This is a genomic window from Acinetobacter sp. ANC 3903 (assembly GCF_002135315.1).
Taxonomy (GTDB): Bacteria; Pseudomonadota; Gammaproteobacteria; order Pseudomonadales; family Moraxellaceae; genus Acinetobacter.
The window spans coordinates 154059-171755 of record NZ_NEGA01000007.1 but is presented as its reverse complement, the minus strand read 5'-3'; the positions used below and the strand labels follow the sequence as shown (position 1 = coordinate 171755).

Genomic DNA, 17697 nt, shown 5'->3' with positions numbered 1-17697 from the left:
TATTATCGTTTTAGCCTTCTGAAGAACCTTTATTGATAGGTTCTTCCTTTATATTTCAACCAACCATCCACATGTCTTTGTTGTGGATCATGATGAGTCCAGTGAATTACTCCACCTTTTTCAGAGTATTCATATTCCCCATAGAACTCGACTGCATCTCCCTTTTGCAAACCATCAATACGGGAACTTAAATCAATATTATGAGCCACCAAAACGGTTAAGCCCTTCTGCAATTGCAGAATAAATTTTTGATGGCGTGAGCTGTTATTATCATCCGCTAACACCGCTTTGACTCGTCCGGTAGCCTGTACCTGAATATTGCTTGTTTGTGCTCGAAATGCCTGCTGAATTTTTGCATTATCATTGCCAAACGGTAAATTTTTAGATTTAAAATCCTCGTGAGCTTGAGGACGTTCTTCCTCTACCTGAATTTGGTTTTGTGGTTTTAAGTCTTGAAAAGGTGGAGTGAAAGAAGATTATTCTTGTAAATCCACTCCAAAATAGGCAGCAATTAAAACAATAATCACCACACCGATTCCCATCCGGGCTTTATTCGCCATCTTTATTCTTCTCTCAAAATTTTTAATTATTCATAAAAAAAGCCCTCGTTAGAGGGCTTTTTTTGCAAATAATCAGAGATTATTTTGCAGCAGCTTGAGCAGCAGCAACTTCTTCAGCGAAAGAAAGTTCAGCTTTTTTCTCAATACCTTCACCTACTTCGAAGCGAACGAATTCAACAACTGTAGTAGCAGTTGATTTAAGAACATCAGCAACTTTCTTGTCGTTGTCGATTACGTACATTTGACGCTCAAGAACAACTTCATTCAAGTATTTTTCAACTGAACCAGTCACCATTTTTTCAACGATGTTAGCTGGTTTACCAGATTCTAATGCTTTCGCTTCAGCAATTTCTTTTTCTTTAGCGATAAGATCAGCAGATACGCCTTCAGCATTTACAGCAACCGGGTTGAACGCAGCAACGTGCATTGCAATACCTTTACCAGTCGCAGCATCACCGTTGTAAGATACAACAACACCGATTTTTAAACCGTGTTTGTAAACTGCAAGGTTTTCACCTTCAACAATTTTCGCACGACGTACTTGGATGTTTTCACCGATTTTTTGAACAAGAGCAATACGCGCTTCTTCAACAGTAGAACCATCTTCAAGTTTCAATTCAGCAATTTTAGCAGCATCAGTTTCATTTGCAGCAAGAGCAGCAGCAGCAACTTTAGCAGAGAAACCAGCAAAGTTTTCGTCTTTAGCAACGAAGTCAGTTTGGCAGTTTACTTCTACAAGAATCGCTTTGTTGCCTTCTTGAACGATAGTAATTGCACCGTCAGCAGCAATGTTACCAGCTTTTTTAGCTGCTTTTGCTTGACCAGATTTACGAAGGTTATCAATCGCTAATTCGATATCACCGTCCGCTTCTGTTAATGCTTTTTTACATTCCATCATTGCTAGGCCAGTACGGTCACGCAATTCTTTTACCATGCTCGCAGTAACTGCAGTCATGTTATTCTCCTAAATACGGTAGAAAATGAATCTGTTCAACAAAAACGGCCCAAAGTGTTCTCTGGGCCGTTTTGCTTTCTTGACGCTTAATTTGCCACGATTACATGTCGCAAAAATGACAATTCTGCGTCAAAACGCATTAAGCCTCTGGAGCTTCTTTAGCAGCTTCTTCGCCTTTAGCTTGAGCATTTGCTTGTGATTGAGCGTACTCTTTACCAGCAAGGATAGCATCAGCCATAGCAGAAGCGTAAAGTGTAACCGCACGGATCGCATCGTCATTACCAGGAATAACGTAATCTACGTTGTCTGGGTTAGAGTTTGTATCAACGATACCGATTACAGGAATACCAAGGTTTTTAGCTTCTTTAATCGCGATTGATTCGTGGTCAACGTCAATTACGAATAATGCGTCAGGTAAACCACCCATGTTTTTAACGCCGCCTAAAGCACGTTCAAGTTTTTCCATTTCACGAGTACGTTCTAAAGCTTCACGTTTAGTAAGTTTAGCGAAAGTACCGTCAGTAGATTGAGTTTGAAGATCTTTTAAACGGTTGATAGATTGGCGAAGTGTTTTCCAGTTCGTCAACATACCACCTAACCAGCGGTGGTCTACATATGGTTGACCAGCGCGTTGAGCTTGTTCACGAATGATGTTAGAAGCAGCACGTTTAGTACCAACAAACAATACTTTGTTCTTTTTGCTTGCAAGATTGTTAACAAAGTTCAAAGCATCATTTAACGCAGGAACAGTGTGCTCAAGGTTGATGATGTGAATTTTGTTACGCGCACCAAAGATGTATTCGCGCATCTTTGGGTTCCAGAAACGAGTTTGGTGACCGAAGTGAGCGCCTGCTTGAAGAAGGTCGCGCATGCTTACGTTGTAATCTGCCATTTTCTTTACCTTAAAGTTTGGGTTAGGCCTCCATATATCCGCATTCTCCACTCTTGCGAGCACCCAGAGAAATGTGTCGATATATGTGCGGATTTTATTGCCCCATCGCACAAAGCCCGTGAAAATTTATTCACGAAAAAGCATTTGATAAAATGGGCGGCTATTTATACCATAGTCACACACAAATTTCCAAAAGTTTTTAAAGATCATGAACAGTACTTACGAAGCTCCCCGCCGTTTAATCAAAACACCTGAAGAAATTGAAAAAATGCGTGTGGCGGGTCGACTGGCGGCTGAAGTTTTGGATATGATCAAACCGCATATCAAACCAGGTGTATCTACCCTGGAATTGGACACCATTTGTCACGATTATATCGTGAATAAACAAGCTGCCATTCCTGCTTGTCTAGGCTATGGCGCAGCACCTGGCCGCCCGGCTTTCCAGCATGTGATTTGTACCTCAGTCAACCACGTGGTGTGTCACGGTATTCCATCTGCAAGCAAAATCCTGAAAAAAGGCGACATCTTAAATATTGATGTCACTGTCATTAAAGATGGCTATCACGGCGATACCAACATGATGTATATCGTGGGTGGTGAAACTTCGATTCTTGCCGATCGTTTATGCAAAGTGGCACAAGAAGCCATGTACCGTGGTATTGCCACTGTAAAACCAGGTTCGACCATTGGTGATATTGGTAATGCCATCCAGAAATATATTGAATCAGAACGTTTTGGCGTCGTACGTGAATATTGCGGTCATGGTATTGGTACCGTTTTCCACGACGAACCTCAAGTTTTACATTATGGTCAACCGAATACCGGCATGGTGCTTGAAGAAGGCATGACTTTTACCATTGAACCGATGGTAAACGGTGGTGACTGGAAAACTAAAATTTTAGGTGATAAATGGACGGTGGTGACCAAAGACCACAGTTTGTCAGCACAATATGAACACACCCTTTTAGTGACTAAAACCGGTGTTGAAGTATTGACTGCCCGTCCTGAAGAAGATCTGTCTCGTTTTAATGCTTAATTCTTCTTGGCATCTTGGATATCAATAAACATTCAAAAGGCTACATCTGATGTAGCCTTTTTTATTTTGATTCTCTTTTTAATTCTTCTGTTTGTATTTTTAAATTCTAATCTTGAGATATTTTGTCCAAAATCCATACAGCTCTGAATTGATTTTTCAGTCATTTCCACCATACTGAACAGCTTCGCAATTTACCTCAGAGATGTTCATGTCCAATTTTAGTAATGTCACCGTCACCCAGAATGATGATGAATCTGTATCACTGTTAATTGACCAGAAACCAATCTCTGAACGCTATGGCATGAAATTTAGTGCTAGCATTGTGGATGAGCTCAAGGCCTTGGCAAACGGTCAAAGCATGAAATTATTCGATCAGTTTGTATTTTCACATACCGATTTAAACTTTGAGCATAGTTACCGTTATGTGACTTGCATCCTCAAAGAAGAAGCGGCTTATAAAGTGACGCGTAATTTTGTTTACACCATTACCGCTCAAGGTCAGCAGCCGATTGAACATGTCATTACCAAACAGGGTCAACCAATGACGACTGCTGATGTGCATGAGTTTATCAATAGCCATTTGCAAAAATCACTTAATGATTACACCGATTTAAATTATGCCTATTAATGATTCAATTTGATCATTGAAGCCAGTAAAACACTGCAATTCATTCAAAATATTCTAGGATTGCAGTGTGATCATGCGCTACATAATATTTATCCCATTCATTTAAAAAATATTATTTTTTACCCCTAAGCTGATAAGCCACTCAATTTTTTATTAGCATTAAAATCCCGCTTAACCCAAACAACACACTTTTTTCAGATATCAATGCATTCTCTCTCCCCTTTTTGGCGCAATTTAGGCTAAGATAGTGTGCTTTTTATTTTTTAATCCCTATAAGAAGGAATACTGCCGTGGACGTACGTCTCTCTGATCGTGTAAATGCCATCAAACCGTCCCCTACACTTGCTGTTACCAATAAAGCTGCTGAACTTAAAGCTGCTGGTAAAAACGTAATTGGTTTGGGCGCAGGTGAACCAGATTTTGACACCCCACAACACATCAAAGATGCAGCCATTACTGCTATTAACAACGGTTTTACTAAATATACCGCTGTTGACGGTACTCCAGGTCTTAAAAAAGCGATTATCGCGAAATTTAAACGCGACAATAATCTTGACTATGCAGCAAACCAAATCCTGGTTTCTTGCGGTGGTAAACAATCATTCTTTAACTTGGCACTTGCTTTGTTAAACAAAGGTGATGAAGTCATCATCCCTGCACCATACTGGGTAAGCTATCCAGACATGGTAATCATTGCTGAAGGTGTTCCTGTAGTTGTTAAATGTGGTGAAGAACAACGTTTCAAAATCACACCTGCTCAATTAGAAGCCGCGATCACAGACAAAACTCGTTTAGTGGTATTAAACAGCCCATCTAACCCGACTGGCATGATCTACACTAAAGCTGAATTAGAAGCTTTGGCTGAAGTGCTTCGTAAATACCCAGAAGTTCTCGTTGCTTCTGATGATATGTACGAACCAATCCGTTGGGACGACGAATTCTATAACATCGCTACTGTTGCACCAGACCTTTACGATCGCGTAATCGTACTTAATGGTGTGTCTAAAGCGTATGCAATGACTGGCTGGCGTATTGGCTATGCAGCGGGTCCTGCTAAATTGATTGGCGCAATGAAAAAAATCCAGTCTCAATCAACTTCAAACCCGACTTCAATTTCACAAGTTGCTGCTGAAGCTGCATTGAATGGTCCTCAAGACGTTCTTGAGCCAATGATTGAAGCATTCAAACGCCGTCATGACTTGGTTGTTAAAGGCTTGAACGACATCAACGGTATTACTTGTTTACCTGCTGATGGTGCATTCTATGCATACGCAAACATCAAACCTTTGATTCGTGCCAAAGGTTTAAAATCTTGCACAGAATTCTCTGCATGGTTATTGGAAGAAACTGGTGTTGCCGTTGTTCCTGGTGATGCATTCGGTCTAGGCGGTTACATGCGTATTTCTTATGCAACTGCTGACGAAGTACTTATAGATGCACTTGCTCGTATCAAGAAAGCTGCTGATTCAATCGAAGGCGTAGACGCTGCGATTGCTGCTGAAAAATAATCTGACTTAGTAATAAGTTTGATGAGAAAAACCCGCTCTTGAAGCGGGTTTTTTATATTTTCAGATGTAAAGAATTATAAACAACACTAAAAATAGCTAAAATTCTCAATTATGATTTCACTTTAAGCGCTGAATTTGACACAGACTTATCACAAACAACCAGCGCAATTCCCACCAAAACAATCACCGCAGAAATAATAATTCTCCAGCTGAGTACCTCACCTATAAACAGTGTACCGCCTAAAATAGCTAAACACGGCACAGACAGCTGTACACTGCTGGCTGTCACACGGTCAATCTGTTTAACAATGCTATACCACAGCACGTATGCTCCGCTTGATGCCAAACCACCTGACAGCACAGCTAAAAGTACCCCTTGAGGCAATGCAAAACTCTGTGGGTAAAAAGCGATGTACGCCAGCAACACTAAAGGAATGGCTATCACAAAATTTGCCAATGTACTAGCCAATGGATTCTGCATATTTTTGCCCGCAATGCTATACATCGCCCAGCCTATTCCCGAAAGCACCATTATCGCGGCATAACCTAAATGAGGTGCCGAGGCGCCAGGAAGTAAAAGAATCAGAATGCCTAAAATCGCGATGGCTAATCCTAAGCCGCGGTGTAGATTAATTTTCTCGCCATGGCATATCCCATAACCCACCATACTAAGCTGCACTGTGCCAAACAGCAGTAAAGCTCCCACGCCTGCATCAATATGCAAATAAGCCAATGAAAAAGCAATGATGTACAGCGCTAGAAAAAATCCGTTTTTAATATTCCATCTTATTTTGGCTTTATGCGCAGAAAGCATATAGAGCAGCAACAAAACAGCTGCACCGCTGCATACCCGAATTAGGCTAAAACTCATGGGATCAATCTGCTGTTCTGCCAGCGCTAGACGACATAAAACCGAATTGGCGGCAAAGGCCAGCATCGCAATGCCGATTTTAAGCAACATGGTTGAGCATCCCTATTCAACAGCATCGCTTAGATATAGCGAATTCCGCTTATGAAATCTATAAGGCTTTTCTACTTATGTTTATTCAATTCACAGATTAGCCAGCTTAACAGCGCACAGCAACATTTAGCTCACTAAGCACTTAAAATCGACGCTTAAGCTGCATGATTTCTTACTGTTCAAATCTAATAAAATACTTTTTTGATACATTTAACTTTTAATATCTTTGTAAAAAGTTTCATTTAAACTTTAAAATACGTTTAAATAATGCAGATGATAGACAATCGAGGGCAGCACATGCGCTATAAAATTATTGATGTATATCAAAAAGAAAATATTAAACGCTATATTGCCAAGTGCTTAAAGCCCTGCTCCCCTCAGTTTATTATTATTGAAAGCCCGCAAACCCTCTGCCTGAATCTAGACATTATTGATATTAACCCAAAAACGTCAGTCACCACTTGGGCCACAGGCGAGGAAATCGCCATGAAAATTCTGCAGCAATTTGACAGCTTTGATAAAATTTATCTGTCTTATAGCTACTAAATAAATCGATCTATCTTATAAGCGCAAATTCAAATCCCATGGAATGGACTGAGCGTTCCATTTACACGCGTTGACGTTCAGTCTGTTTTTTGATTAATTGGTTTTAAGTTCCAAAAAGGAACCTAATTCAAATTAAGGACGAACAGAATGAATCCTCAACAAATGTCTGGCTTAGAAATTATGCAGGCAATGTGCGCCGGAACACTTCCAGCACCTTCAATGAGCGAAACTATTCCCATGCTGACTGAAAAAGTTGAACTGGGTGAAGTGCATTTTAAAGTCAAAGCGGACCAGCGCCATTTAAACCCGCTTGGCGGCGTGCACGGCGGGTTTGCCGCCACAGTCTTAGACTCAGTTACCGGATGTGCAGTTTTTTCCATGCTGGAAGCAGGCATTGGCTACGGCACAATCGATTTAAATGTCAAAATGTGCCGTCCAATTCCGCAGAACAAAGAACTCATCGCAATTGGCACGATCATTAATATCAGTAAGAACCTGGGTATTTCTGAGGGGCAAATTGTCGATGAAGATGGCAAACTTTATGCTCATGCCACTGCAACTTGCATGATTATCCGTGCATAGCACATCCTGATCATTCAATGAGTATTGAAAGATGGTGAGAGAGCTTAAGTCATTTCCTAAGCTCTTATGCTAATGCATGATTGTTTATGCATAATTAAACGGCTGATTTAAATGATTTTGTGAGTGCTGATAAAGACACTTCCGGACGCGAAGTTCCCTTATAGATACATAAATACTTAAATACGCTATCCAGAGAAACCGAGAGTTTTTTCTGTTCCGAAACCGACCACACTTTAGAATTGTTGCGTCCCGATAAAGCGCTACCATTCAATTGATACAAATATAGGTCATGCTCACGCTGCAAGGGCTGCTTACGTCCCTTGGAATAGCTGTCCAGGAGCAATTGACAGGGTGAATCGATTAACCATTTATCACTAAACCACAACTGCAATAAATCGCCCAGATATAAAGCCTGAGTGCCCACAGGCCAGACCTGAATATAAGCATCCTCTACGGCTGTTTGATAGCGCTCTGGATCTTGAATAATTGAAAGGTAATTGTCTTGATAAAAAGATAAATTTGAAAAAATTTCGGCAATGGTCAGCGTATGCATTCGCTTTCTCCTGTTTAGCCATTTTAGTGCTGGCAAGTTGGTTTAAATCCACACTGTTTGAACTTTCATTCAAACGCTCTGTTATGAATTTAATCTAACAAGCCCATTTTGGCTGTGCAAGTTTTTTTAACATTTTCAATTTAGTTGTTTAAATAAAAAGCATACGGTAGAAAAATTAAGGAATCATGACACTTTTAGCTTGACCCCCTGCAAAATCTCCTTATAATCGCATGCAGATTCTCCAATAGCTCAGTCGGTAGAGCGACGGACTGTTAATCCGCAGGTCCCTGGTTCGAGCCCAGGTTGGAGAGCCAAATACGAAAAAGCCCGCAGCATTAAAGCGGGCTTTTTTTGTCTTGGTTATTTGTAACTCTGCTTTAATAACCGTGAAAATCACCCAATAAAAAAGCGCATCGAAATGCGCTTTTTATCTATTTACCCCATCTCAATATCGATCAATCTAAAGATTGCCTTATTGTTGAGGTAAAGGAATATATTGTGAATTATTATTCTGTGCCTTACGTTCGGTCACCACTACATTCACAGTGATTGGTTTCTCATCACGTACCACTTCAACGTTAATGCGGCTATTCGGGGCTTGCAACGCGACATAATTAATCAGGTGAGAAGCTGAAGTAATGAGTTCACCATTGACCTGAATAATTTTGTCACCTTTGCGAATACCCGCTTTTGCAGCCGGACCATTGGGCAATACGTCTGCAACCACCACACCATTTTGCTTAGGCTCAAGAATGTTTTCCTGTTGCACCGGCATCAGGCTAATACCCAGCCAGCCACGAACCACACGACCATCTTTCAAAATTGAATTCAAAATTTGCTGACAGACCTTCGCAGGAATGGCAAAACCAATCCCGAGCGAACCACCGGATTGAGAGAAAATAGCGGTATTTACACCAATCAGATTACCCGCCACATCAATCAATGCACCACCAGAGTTCCCCGGATTAATGGCTGCATCGGTCTGAATAAAGTCTTCATAGGTATTAATACCCAAATCCGAACGGTTGGTTGCAGAAATAATCCCCTGGGTTACAGTTTGTCCCACACCAAAGGGGTTACCAATCGCAAGTACCACATCCCCGACTTCATTTCCACTCAATTTAAAAGGCAGCACCGGAAGCTTATCCAGCTCGATCTTAATCACAGCAAGATCTGAATCCGGGTCTGTACCAATCACTTTAGCGACTGCACGGCGTCCATCATTCAAGCCCACCACAATCTGTTCAGCCTGAGCAATTACGTGATTGTTGGTTAAGATATAACCATCTGCACGAACAATAACTCCTGAACCCAGGCTATTTTCATTTGGTTCCTGACCAAATTGTTCTGGAACCTGATCACCAAAAAACTCACGAAATGCAGGATCATTTAACAGCGGATGCTCAGCCTTATTCACTTTCTGAGTGGTAAAAATATTCACCACGGCAGGTGCTGCAACTTTAACTGCTGCACTATAAGAACTGACTCCACCTGTTCGGTTGGTATTAACTAATGGCTCTACTTTTTCCACAGGCATTTTTATACCATCAGCCGCAACAGGTGCTTTGGGCTTTTGATTTTGCTGCCATACTAGAAAACCGAGAGTAACCAGAATGAGTAAAACCCAAGGTAACCATGAAAAGGTGCGACGCACGTTAATTTCCTCTAACAATATTTTAATTCGTTGATGACTAAGTAATTTATCTGCCATTGTAAAATGAAATAGAGATGGAAACATAAAAATAATTCAAGAGTTTTGTGATGCTTTAGTTACAATTTAAAATATGGTTTGATGAGATTAAATATTTAGAGTCCCGGGACATTTATGGCAAAGCTCAACGAGATTATTCAGTGGTGTGATCAGACCCTGAAATCACACGAATTTAAAGACTATGCACCAAATGGTTTGCAAATTGAAGGCAAACCCGAAGTCAATAAAATTTTGTGTGCAGTAACTGCATCACAAGATGCAATTGACGCAGCCATTGCACAAGGTGCGGACTTACTCTTGGTCCATCATGGCTATTTCTGGAAAGGTGAACCCTACCCGATTACCGGTATGCGCGGCAAACGCATTAAAAGCTTGATTCAGCATGATATCTCTTTGGTAGGCTATCACCTGCCCTTAGATTCGCATCCTGCTTTAGGCAATAACGCTGCCATTGCCGATATTTTAGAACTTGAACAGATTGAAGCTTTAGATCCTGGCGAGCGCAACCCGATTGGCAATATTGGTTATTTAAAACAGCCCATGTCTGCCGAAGACTTTAAGCAGTATGTATCGGAACGTTTAGGTTTTAATGCCATTCATCTACCTGCGGATAAAAAATTAATCCAGAAAGTCGGTTTCTGTACCGGGGGCGCACAAGATTTTATTGGCAAAGCGGCGGAGCAAAACTGTGATGCTTACATTTCCGGTGAAGTCAGTGAACGGACGTTTTATGAAGCCAAGGAATTGAATGTGCACTACTATGCCTGCGGCCATCATGCAACCGAACGTTATGGGGTGCAAAGGCTGGCAAAAGCTATTTCAGAACAGTTTGATATTGAGTATAGTTACTTCGAATTAAACAATCCGATTTAATTCAACATGAGCGGTTTTACATTTTCTTTATACGTATAAATTCAGGCTTTATTCTGTATTGTTATTTATAAGCAATGCGCAATTTCCCTCAAGAATCTATTACAATAAAGCCACTTAATGTTAAAACCCAGCAAAATGCAAGGAATTGAAAACATGACAACCATTACTTTACCGGCACTTCCATACGGTTATGAAGATCTTGCTCCGCACATCAGCAAAGAAACTTTAGAATACCATCACGACAAGCACCACAACACTTACGTTGTAAACTTGAATAACCTGATCAAAGGCACAGACCTTGAAGGTAAAACTTTAGAAGAAATCATCACTGCAACTGCTGGTGATGCTGCTAAAGCTGGCGTATTCAACAATGCGGCTCAAGTTTGGAACCATACATTCTATTGGAACTGTATGGCTAAAAACGGTGGCGGTAAAGCGACTGGTGCTTTAGCTGCTAAAATTGATGAAGCTTTCGGTTCTTACGAAAAATTTGCTGAAGAATTTGCTGCTGCAGCAACAACTCAATTCGGTTCAGGTTGGGCTTGGTTGGTTGCTGACCAAGTAAATGGCAACTTATCTATTCTTAAAACTTCAAATGCTGATACTCCACTTGCTCACGGTAAAGTTGCAGTGTTGACTATTGACGTTTGGGAACATGCTTACTATATCGACTACCGTAATGCACGTCCTGCTTACATCAAAACTTTCCTGGAAAGCTTGGTAAACTGGGACTACGCTAACGCTAAACTTGCAGGTCAAGCTGCTGGCGTTGAAAAATAAGATTTGAAATTATTTTATTTTTCCGTTTAAAAAATCACCCTTTATGGGTGATTTTTTTGCTTTTGCACCCTAAACGAATATTAATAAAGCAAATGATTCATTTCTTTACATTATCTGGTTGACGACTTGAGTTTTCATCCCTAAAATGCGCTTCAGATTCTCCAATAGCTCAGTCGGTAGAGCGACGGACTGTTAATCCGCAGGTCCCTGGTTCGAGCCCAGGTTGGAGAGCCATCTATTCTTCCATAGCTCAGTCGGTAGAGCGACGGACTGTTAATCCGCAGGTCCCTGGTTCGAGCCCAGGTGGAAGAGCCAAGATTCTAAAAAGCCCACTCATAATGAAGTGGGCTTTTTTTATTGGTTAAATTTCGCTTCGCTTCTTATATAACTCATATTTTTTAAACTTTTGGCTTAACTACCAGCCTCCAAATTGTTGACCATTCACCTATCTATTGTTCGCCGATTAAAATTTAGTTATGTTCATTCTAATAAAAAGACTTTAATAAAATTCTATGAATGCAACCTGGTTAAAATCTCTCATTTTTTGGATTATTTTGATTGTTGTCATGTTCGCCGTTTTTCAATGCAGTCAAAATTCTGAAAATAAAAAGCAGGCTTCCGCGCTCATGTATGAACGCTTATTTCATTGCACCCGCAACTTATCGCAAAAGAACCCGGATGTTTTAAAACACATTCAACAACAGCTCAAGCCTGAGCTCAGCCAAGCCGAGCTGATGAAATTGATCAATGAATGCCGTGCTGCAGAGCCCTTACAAAGCAAAGAAAATTATATAAACTTAATAAAATCACTTAAATAATAAGCAATAAGTTTATTTTTAAAACATTCAATTCATTTTCATGGCTTTTTTAACACTAAACTCTTGACCCTGTAAGCTGAGATACATAGAATGCGTACCAGATTCTCCAATAGCTCAGTCGGTAGAGCGACGGACTGTTAATCCGCAGGTCCCTGGTTCGAGCCCAGGTTGGAGAGCCAGATTCTAAAAACCCACTCAACTGAGTGGGTTTTTTCTTATATCAAGATTGTGCTGTGTTCGATTCAAGTCAATTCACTTTTTTCCTTATTGGTTGTATTGCCAGCCTAGCCTTGCTGACCCTTGTTTTTCAGCAACTGTTCAAGCCACGGCAAAAATTCTTTCCCAAACGCGTCATCACGCATTTCGAAAGCAAGATGTTTATTCGGCTCAAAGAAGCCTTTCCCCAACATCATATTCTTGCTCAAGTGGCTTTTAGCGCCCTCATCACCAACAATAATTTTAAAATCCGTAACAAGTTCAATCGCAAAGTCACCGACTTCGTTTTACTCAATCAAAAACTTGAGGTAGTCGCTATTATTGAACTGGATGATCCCACCCATATCGGCAAAGAACAGGAAGATGCCGAACGTGATGCCATGCTGCATGAAGCCGGCTATCAGGTCTATCGCTATACCGATATTCCTAATGTCCACAGCTTAAAAAAAGATATTCTAAATTAATTCGATCTCGCCATAAAAAAGCCACCGTATGATGCGGTGGCCCCAAATTCAATACAACAAGCTCAATATAATGATAAATTATTTATTGCCTTGCTGGGTAGAAGTAGAAGGTTCTACCGTCGCCTCAGAAGCAGATCTTTCTGCCGCCTCACGGGCTTTGATCCGTTCCAGCATTTCAGCCTGTTGCTGCTTATATTTCTGCTGATTTTTCTCATCGCTACTGACTGCCAGATAGGCCATAGAGACAAGAAAAATCGGAATAAGTAAACCAAGGCTCATCAGAATAATCATCTTCTTGGGATTTGGCTTCGCGCCTGACTGCGACATAATCAATACCTGTCAATCTATATACACACTAAATTTTCCTGTCCAATATAACAAAACCCTGAGCTGTCTCAACAGATCATTAACCTACTTTGTAAATTCACATCAAAAAGCCGGTCGAAACCGGCTATTTATCCCTCAGTCAAAACCCATCAAAGTCAAACAGTAAGCTGAATTTTTTCTAATACTTCTCGCAAGTTTTTTAGATAATCAAAGTCTGCTTCCGGTTTGTCTTGCATCCGCCAAGCCACATAACCATCCGGACGCACCAGTACAGCACCCGCTTCATGAATTTCAGATTTCTGATTCCATGTTCCATAAACATCACGATATTCCCGGGAACCAATCTGAATCACGTCCAGATAAGGCAGATTCAGGGCATGTACCGCATTTTTCCAGCCTGTACCGGACAGTCCGGTGAGCAAGCTAAAACGGCCATGTCCCACGATATCCAGGGTTGATTGCTTCTGTCCTTTGGCATCAATCAGCCAGGTATGCGGTACTTTTGCCCCTGAGCGTGTCGTTGCCTGCAAGTAAAGCTGTGGATCTTGGGCAAAGGTTTCCGTTGTCGCCTCGGCAATGACAGCGTTTGAATCATAACGCTGATTCAGCTCTACCCCTTGGGCATTAAATTCGAAATGTTTAATTTCCAGAGCTTTGAATAATTTCTGACGAATCTCGGCACCCGCGTCATCTTCAGCGAAAATCCGCTGCAACATCTCTGCCTGTGTGGTTACACCATGATCAAAACCAAAGACTTCTTTTAGATGCTTATAGTCGAAGCGGGATTGATTGGCACGCGCGACTATCTGCTTGCCTACAGGTGCACGCTCAGTAGTATAAGAATCCAACAGACTTTCTTTAGCCCAGCCTTTCACCGCATAGGCTAGTTTCCAGCCGAGGTTAAAAGCATCCTGCATGCAGGTATTCGAGCCTAAACCACTGGATGGTGGATGACGGTGTACGGCATCACCACCACAAAATACACGACCTTTGGAATACTCTGTCGCCCAGGTCTGATTCACATACCAATACGACAGTTTTTGGATTTCTACTTCTTCAACTTCAGTCCCGACAAAAGCATTCAGGCGGGCACGAACCTGTTCCTCAGTCACTTGTGGCTCACCTTTACTGATGTCAAAGCCCCAACCCATAATCCACTCATTCCATGGCGTAATGGCGCGCAGCAGCCCCATACCCAAGTCACCAAAGCTGGCTTCGGGATTGACAATCCATTGTAGAATAGCCGGACGATGCTGCACATATTGGCTTAAATCCGCCTTGAAGGTCACATACACTGTACCAGCACGTGCCATGACGCCTTCCAGCGGCAGATTTAACTGCTCGACAACTTTTGAACGAGCACCATCCATACCCACCAGATATTTAGCCCGCAAGCTAAACTCGGTATTGGTAATCCGGTTTAGAAAAGTTGCCATCACACCGTGTTCATCCTGAGTATGAGACAGATATTCGGTATTGAAGTTATAAATCGCACCGCGTTCGGCGGCATTCTTTGCTAACAAGGCTTCCATTTTCGGCTGGATCAAATCTACCAATGGACAGGGACTGCCTTTAATATAATCGCCATGCCGTTCATCACCGGTACCCCAGGCACTTAAACGGGCAATTTCTTCCCCGACCAGGCTGGTGGTAATCAGGCTTTCCCCCATCTGCTCCCAAGGTGTAGCAATTTGCTTGACCTGTTCTTCTACGCCGAGATCGCGCAACACTTCCATGGCACGCTGATTGGTAATATGTGCACGTGGACTGTTGGCCAGCCAGCTAAACTGGGTAAAAAGCTGGACTTTAATGCCATAATTGGCCAGCGCCAGCCCCAAGGTTGACCCTGCAGGCCCTGTTCCTACTACCAGCACATCCGTATCAAATTGCTCAGACATCACCTACTCCTTTTCCATGCCACCCTTCAGCTGTCTGATCTCAGTGTATGCAACATCCTTATTTCACAGAACACCCATAGGCTTAAACTATGGTTGCATAGCTTCTAAGTCTGTTACATTTCATAATCGTATTCGCAGTATCAGCATAGGATGAAGCTGCGCAATCGGGTTTAAACGTGCAGTCAGTTATGGAATTACGTCATTTAAGATATTTTGTCAGTGTGGCCCAGCAAGGCAGCTTCACCAAAGCTGCTGAAAAGATGTTTACTGCACAACCCTCGTTAAGTCAGCAGATTAAGGATCTGGAAGAAGAAGTCGGTGTATTACTGTTTGACCGGTCCTCAAAAAAAATCCGCCTGACTGATGAAGGCGAAGCCTTTTTACCCCATGCACTGAGTGCGTTAGAGAGTGCCCAGCTTGCCATGTCTGCCGCACGTCAGGTGGCTTATAACAAAAACAACCAGTTTTATATTGGCTTTTTAAATGTGGCAGAACTGAAGGTCATGCCCTTAATTTTAGATAAACTCAAACAGCAAATTCCTGATCTGCACATTCATGTGCAAAGCCTGACCTGTCTTGAACAGATCCAGCGCCTAAAGAATGCTGAACTGGATCTGGCCTTTACCCGTTACGCCGTACAGCATGATGATTATGAAAACTTATGCTTATTGACTGAAAAAATCTATGTCGTGGCAGCAGCAAAATTACATCCTTCCAAACATCAAATCAGTCGTGAATATTTGAGAAAACAGAGCATCATCATGTGCGAACAAAGTGCTTCTCCAGTATTTTATGAAAAAATCAATCAACAATTGCAGCTCAAACATCTGCCGCATCATCAGATGCTCTGGGTCACCAATGTCCTGCAACACATCAACATGATCAATATGGGCATGGGCTTCAGTTTCGTTCCGGAATATCTGCTGAAATTTCTAGGCGATCATGTGCAGGTGGTGGCGACTGAATTTGAACTTCCTACCTTGCAGCTGTATGCCAGTTTTAGAAAAAACTCAAAAAATGCAGCATTGCAGTTGATTACACAGGAATTGAAGATGCAAATTCAGGTGGGCTGATATTGCAACCGATCTTTACCCATACTAAAAAAGTATCCGTATGGACTAATGCCAGTCAGTTAAGAAATTGACTGGTATTTTTTTTAAATGCATGATTGTAGTTGATATGTGGAAAAGTCATCCGCAACTGTTTGAGGCATGAGGTGCATTGCACCGCAAGATTAAAAAATGATTGTTTCTGTGACAAATTTGCTAGTTGATAGTGGCTGACGAGTTTTGCGGATGACATATGCCTTTGGTCTTACGAAGCAATGCTTCTCAGGGCGAAACCAAAGTAACAAATGAGCTGCAAGACTTTGATTTAAAACGGTAAGACTCCGTCGTGAACTGCTAAAAAGCTAAAGAGTCTATTTCGAAACTCCTTAACTGATCAGCATTATCCGCATGGATACTTTTTATGGCGATTTTTACTTCAATTTATCGCTAAAGCAAAGCGAGAAAAATTCCAGCAAAAATCATGACACCTACCCAGCGATTATGCCGAAATGCCCAGAAACAGCGCTGTGGATCACGGTCATGAGTCTTGCTCCATTGATAGATAAAATCGGCTGCCACGCATAACAACGCGATTAAACCGAATGGCATCAACAGATTTTCCAAATACATGGCACTGCCAATTAAGACCAGGCTGCTGACCTGTAATAAAGAAATGATTTCGATGTCATATTTGCCAAATAAAATGGCTGTCGATTTCACCCCAATCTTTAAATCATACTCACGGTCGGTAATGGCATATTGCGTATCATAAGCTACTGTCCAAGCCAGATTGCCAAAATACAAAAGCCAGCAGCTTAAGTCCGGTGTCTGCCCGACTGCGGTATAAGCCATCGGAATGGACCATGAAAATGCCGCGCCTAGAAAGACTTGTGGCAAGTTGGTGTAGCGCTTCATAAAGGGATAGATAAATGCCAGAAATAGCGCCCCAAATGACCAGTAGAACGTTTCAATAGGCAAGAAAAACAGCATACATGCACTGGCAGCCACAAGTAGCAAAAACACATAAATAGCTTCTTTAGCACTGATCACACCAGTAGCCAAAGGACGGTTTTTAGTTCGTTCTACATGCGCATCCACTTTACGGTCAGCAAAGTCATTAATAGCACAACCCGCAGCACGCATAAAAATGGTACCCAGAATCATGGGAATTAAAATCCCAATGCCTGGGATTCCCTGATTAGCCACCCAAAGTGCCCACATGGTCGGCCAGAACACCAGTTCCGTGCCAATCGGCTTATCAAAACGGCAGAGATAATAATAAGCATCCAGACGTTCACGCCAGGTAATTTGATGTGCAGTTGCCATGACATTCCTTAACC

At 41.7% G+C, this 17697-nt stretch carries 18 protein-coding genes, 4 tRNA genes and 1 pseudogene; 14 read left to right on the top strand and 9 right to left on the bottom strand.

Annotated elements, in window-relative coordinates:
• Positions 1-29: 29 nt before the first annotated feature.
• The 3 genes and pseudogenes from B9T29_RS07415 to rpsB all read right to left on the bottom strand — a co-directional run bounded on the left by B9T29_RS07415 (position 30) and on the right by rpsB (position 2407).
• Positions 30-560: pseudogene (locus B9T29_RS07415) on the bottom strand (DUF3465 domain-containing protein).
• 79 nt (positions 561-639) lie between these two features.
• Positions 640-1515: a translation elongation factor Ts gene (gene tsf / locus B9T29_RS07410; protein ID WP_086175303.1), complete on the bottom strand. Its 876-nt coding sequence runs from the start codon at positions 1513-1515 to the stop codon at positions 640-642.
• 139 nt (positions 1516-1654) lie between these two features.
• Complete coding sequence (gene rpsB, locus B9T29_RS07405) at positions 1655-2407, bottom strand: 30S ribosomal protein S2 (RefSeq protein WP_086175302.1); 753 nt, start codon at positions 2405-2407, stop codon at positions 1655-1657.
• Between the two features lie 208 nt (positions 2408-2615).
• Between rpsB and map the strand changes: the two genes are divergently transcribed.
• The 3 genes from map to B9T29_RS07390 all read left to right on the top strand — a co-directional run bounded on the left by map (position 2616) and on the right by B9T29_RS07390 (position 5579).
• Positions 2616-3443, top strand: coding sequence for a type I methionyl aminopeptidase (map, locus tag B9T29_RS07400; protein ID WP_086175301.1), 828 nt, complete (start codon positions 2616-2618; stop codon positions 3441-3443).
• A gap of 208 nt (positions 3444-3651) precedes the next feature.
• A complete protein-coding gene (locus tag B9T29_RS07395; protein WP_086175300.1) occupies positions 3652-4071 on the top strand; it encodes a hypothetical protein in 420 nt (139 codons plus the stop codon).
• Positions 4072-4361: 290 nt separating this feature from the next.
• The gene (locus B9T29_RS07390; protein ID WP_086175299.1) at positions 4362-5579 is read left to right on the top strand and encodes a pyridoxal phosphate-dependent aminotransferase; all 1218 of its coding nucleotides are present in this window, start codon (positions 4362-4364) and stop codon (positions 5577-5579) included.
• 109 nt (positions 5580-5688) lie between these two features.
• Here B9T29_RS07390 and B9T29_RS07385 read toward each other — a convergent pair whose 3' ends face one another.
• The gene (locus B9T29_RS07385) at positions 5689-6540 is read right to left on the bottom strand and encodes a DMT family transporter (protein ID WP_086175298.1); all 852 of its coding nucleotides are present in this window, start codon (positions 6538-6540) and stop codon (positions 5689-5691) included.
• 297 nt (positions 6541-6837) lie between these two features.
• Between B9T29_RS07385 and B9T29_RS07380 the strand changes: the two genes are divergently transcribed.
• Positions 6838-7086, top strand: a complete 249-nt coding sequence (locus B9T29_RS07380; protein WP_086175297.1) for a hypothetical protein — start codon at positions 6838-6840, stop codon at positions 7084-7086.
• A gap of 147 nt (positions 7087-7233) precedes the next feature.
• Entirely contained in the window at positions 7234-7668 is a 435-nt protein-coding gene (locus B9T29_RS07375) for a PaaI family thioesterase (RefSeq protein ID WP_086175296.1), read from the top strand.
• A 94-nt stretch (positions 7669-7762) separates the two neighbouring features.
• On the opposite strand, the gene B9T29_RS07370 is transcribed toward B9T29_RS07375, so the two are convergent.
• Positions 7763-8221, bottom strand: coding sequence for a hypothetical protein (locus B9T29_RS07370; protein ID WP_086175295.1), 459 nt, complete (start codon positions 8219-8221; stop codon positions 7763-7765).
• A gap of 238 nt (positions 8222-8459) precedes the next feature.
• Here B9T29_RS07370 and B9T29_RS07365 point away from each other — a divergent pair.
• A tRNA-Asn gene (locus B9T29_RS07365) sits at positions 8460-8535 on the top strand.
• Between the two features lie 158 nt (positions 8536-8693).
• On the opposite strand, the gene B9T29_RS07360 is transcribed toward B9T29_RS07365, so the two are convergent.
• On the bottom strand, positions 8694-9875 hold the full coding sequence (locus B9T29_RS07360; RefSeq protein ID WP_086175294.1) for a S1C family serine protease: 1182 nt from the start codon (positions 9873-9875) through the stop codon (positions 8694-8696).
• Between the two features lie 171 nt (positions 9876-10046).
• Between B9T29_RS07360 and B9T29_RS07355 the strand changes: the two genes are divergently transcribed.
• The 7 genes from B9T29_RS07355 (at position 10047) to B9T29_RS07325 (ending at position 13083) form a co-directional block, all read left to right on the top strand.
• Positions 10047-10805, top strand: a complete 759-nt coding sequence (locus tag B9T29_RS07355) for a Nif3-like dinuclear metal center hexameric protein (protein WP_086175293.1) — start codon at positions 10047-10049, stop codon at positions 10803-10805.
• A gap of 153 nt (positions 10806-10958) precedes the next feature.
• A complete protein-coding gene (locus B9T29_RS07350; protein ID WP_086175333.1) occupies positions 10959-11585 on the top strand; it encodes a superoxide dismutase in 627 nt (208 codons plus the stop codon).
• Between the two features lie 158 nt (positions 11586-11743).
• Positions 11744-11819, top strand: a tRNA-Asn gene (locus tag B9T29_RS07345).
• A 5-nt stretch (positions 11820-11824) separates the two neighbouring features.
• Positions 11825-11900: transfer RNA gene (locus B9T29_RS07340), tRNA-Asn, on the top strand.
• Positions 11901-12151: 251 nt separating this feature from the next.
• Positions 12152-12403 carry a hypothetical protein gene (locus B9T29_RS07335; protein WP_228146576.1) on the top strand — a complete coding sequence of 84 codons (252 nt, stop codon included), beginning with the start codon at positions 12152-12154 and terminating at the stop codon, positions 12401-12403.
• Positions 12404-12506: 103 nt separating this feature from the next.
• Positions 12507-12582, top strand: a tRNA-Asn gene (locus B9T29_RS07330).
• A gap of 54 nt (positions 12583-12636) precedes the next feature.
• Positions 12637-13083, top strand: a complete 447-nt coding sequence (locus B9T29_RS07325; protein ID WP_086175332.1) for a DUF2726 domain-containing protein — start codon at positions 12637-12639, stop codon at positions 13081-13083.
• A 78-nt stretch (positions 13084-13161) separates the two neighbouring features.
• On the opposite strand, the gene B9T29_RS07320 is transcribed toward B9T29_RS07325, so the two are convergent.
• The gene (locus B9T29_RS07320; protein WP_086175291.1) at positions 13162-13410 is read right to left on the bottom strand and encodes a hypothetical protein; all 249 of its coding nucleotides are present in this window, start codon (positions 13408-13410) and stop codon (positions 13162-13164) included.
• Positions 13411-13565: 155 nt separating this feature from the next.
• A complete protein-coding gene (locus B9T29_RS07315; protein WP_086175290.1) occupies positions 13566-15308 on the bottom strand; it encodes an FAD-dependent monooxygenase in 1743 nt (580 codons plus the stop codon).
• 188 nt (positions 15309-15496) lie between these two features.
• On the opposite strand from B9T29_RS07315, the gene B9T29_RS07310 reads away from it, so the two are divergent.
• Positions 15497-16381, top strand: coding sequence for a LysR family transcriptional regulator (locus B9T29_RS07310; RefSeq protein WP_086175289.1), 885 nt, complete (start codon positions 15497-15499; stop codon positions 16379-16381).
• 423 nt (positions 16382-16804) lie between these two features.
• On the opposite strand, the gene ubiA is transcribed toward B9T29_RS07310, so the two are convergent.
• The gene (gene ubiA, locus B9T29_RS07305) at positions 16805-17683 is read right to left on the bottom strand and encodes a 4-hydroxybenzoate octaprenyltransferase (protein WP_086175288.1); all 879 of its coding nucleotides are present in this window, start codon (positions 17681-17683) and stop codon (positions 16805-16807) included.
• Positions 17684-17697: the final 14 nt, after the last annotated feature.

What these genes read in the sequence shown, in the direction of transcription:
- B9T29_RS07315 (WP_086175290.1), bottom strand. Translation starts at nt 15,308, where the DNA reads ATGTCTGAGCAATTTGATACGGATGTGCTGGTAGTAGGAACAGGGCCT.
- tsf (WP_086175303.1), bottom strand. Translation starts at nt 1,515, where the DNA reads ATGACTGCAGTTACTGCGAGCATGGTAAAAGAATTGCGTGACCGTACT.
- ubiA (WP_086175288.1), bottom strand. Translation starts at nt 17,683, where the DNA reads ATGGCAACTGCACATCAAATTACCTGGCGTGAACGTCTGGATGCTTAT.
- B9T29_RS07350 (WP_086175333.1), top strand. Translation starts at nt 10,959, where the DNA reads ATGACAACCATTACTTTACCGGCACTTCCATACGGTTATGAAGATCTT.
- B9T29_RS07385 (WP_086175298.1), bottom strand. Translation starts at nt 6,540, where the DNA reads ATGTTGCTTAAAATCGGCATTGCGATGCTGGCCTTTGCCGCCAATTCG.
- B9T29_RS07335 (WP_228146576.1), top strand. Translation starts at nt 12,152, where the DNA reads ATGTTCGCCGTTTTTCAATGCAGTCAAAATTCTGAAAATAAAAAGCAG.
- B9T29_RS07370 (WP_086175295.1), bottom strand. Translation starts at nt 8,221, where the DNA reads ATGCATACGCTGACCATTGCCGAAATTTTTTCAAATTTATCTTTTTAT.
- rpsB (WP_086175302.1), bottom strand. Translation starts at nt 2,407, where the DNA reads ATGGCAGATTACAACGTAAGCATGCGCGACCTTCTTCAAGCAGGCGCT.
- B9T29_RS07320 (WP_086175291.1), bottom strand. Translation starts at nt 13,410, where the DNA reads ATGTCGCAGTCAGGCGCGAAGCCAAATCCCAAGAAGATGATTATTCTG.
- B9T29_RS07310 (WP_086175289.1), top strand. Translation starts at nt 15,497, where the DNA reads ATGGAATTACGTCATTTAAGATATTTTGTCAGTGTGGCCCAGCAAGGC.
- B9T29_RS07355 (WP_086175293.1), top strand. Translation starts at nt 10,047, where the DNA reads ATGGCAAAGCTCAACGAGATTATTCAGTGGTGTGATCAGACCCTGAAA.
- map (WP_086175301.1), top strand. Translation starts at nt 2,616, where the DNA reads ATGAACAGTACTTACGAAGCTCCCCGCCGTTTAATCAAAACACCTGAA.
- B9T29_RS07375 (WP_086175296.1), top strand. Translation starts at nt 7,234, where the DNA reads ATGAATCCTCAACAAATGTCTGGCTTAGAAATTATGCAGGCAATGTGC.
- B9T29_RS07395 (WP_086175300.1), top strand. Translation starts at nt 3,652, where the DNA reads ATGTCCAATTTTAGTAATGTCACCGTCACCCAGAATGATGATGAATCT.
- B9T29_RS07380 (WP_086175297.1), top strand. Translation starts at nt 6,838, where the DNA reads ATGCGCTATAAAATTATTGATGTATATCAAAAAGAAAATATTAAACGC.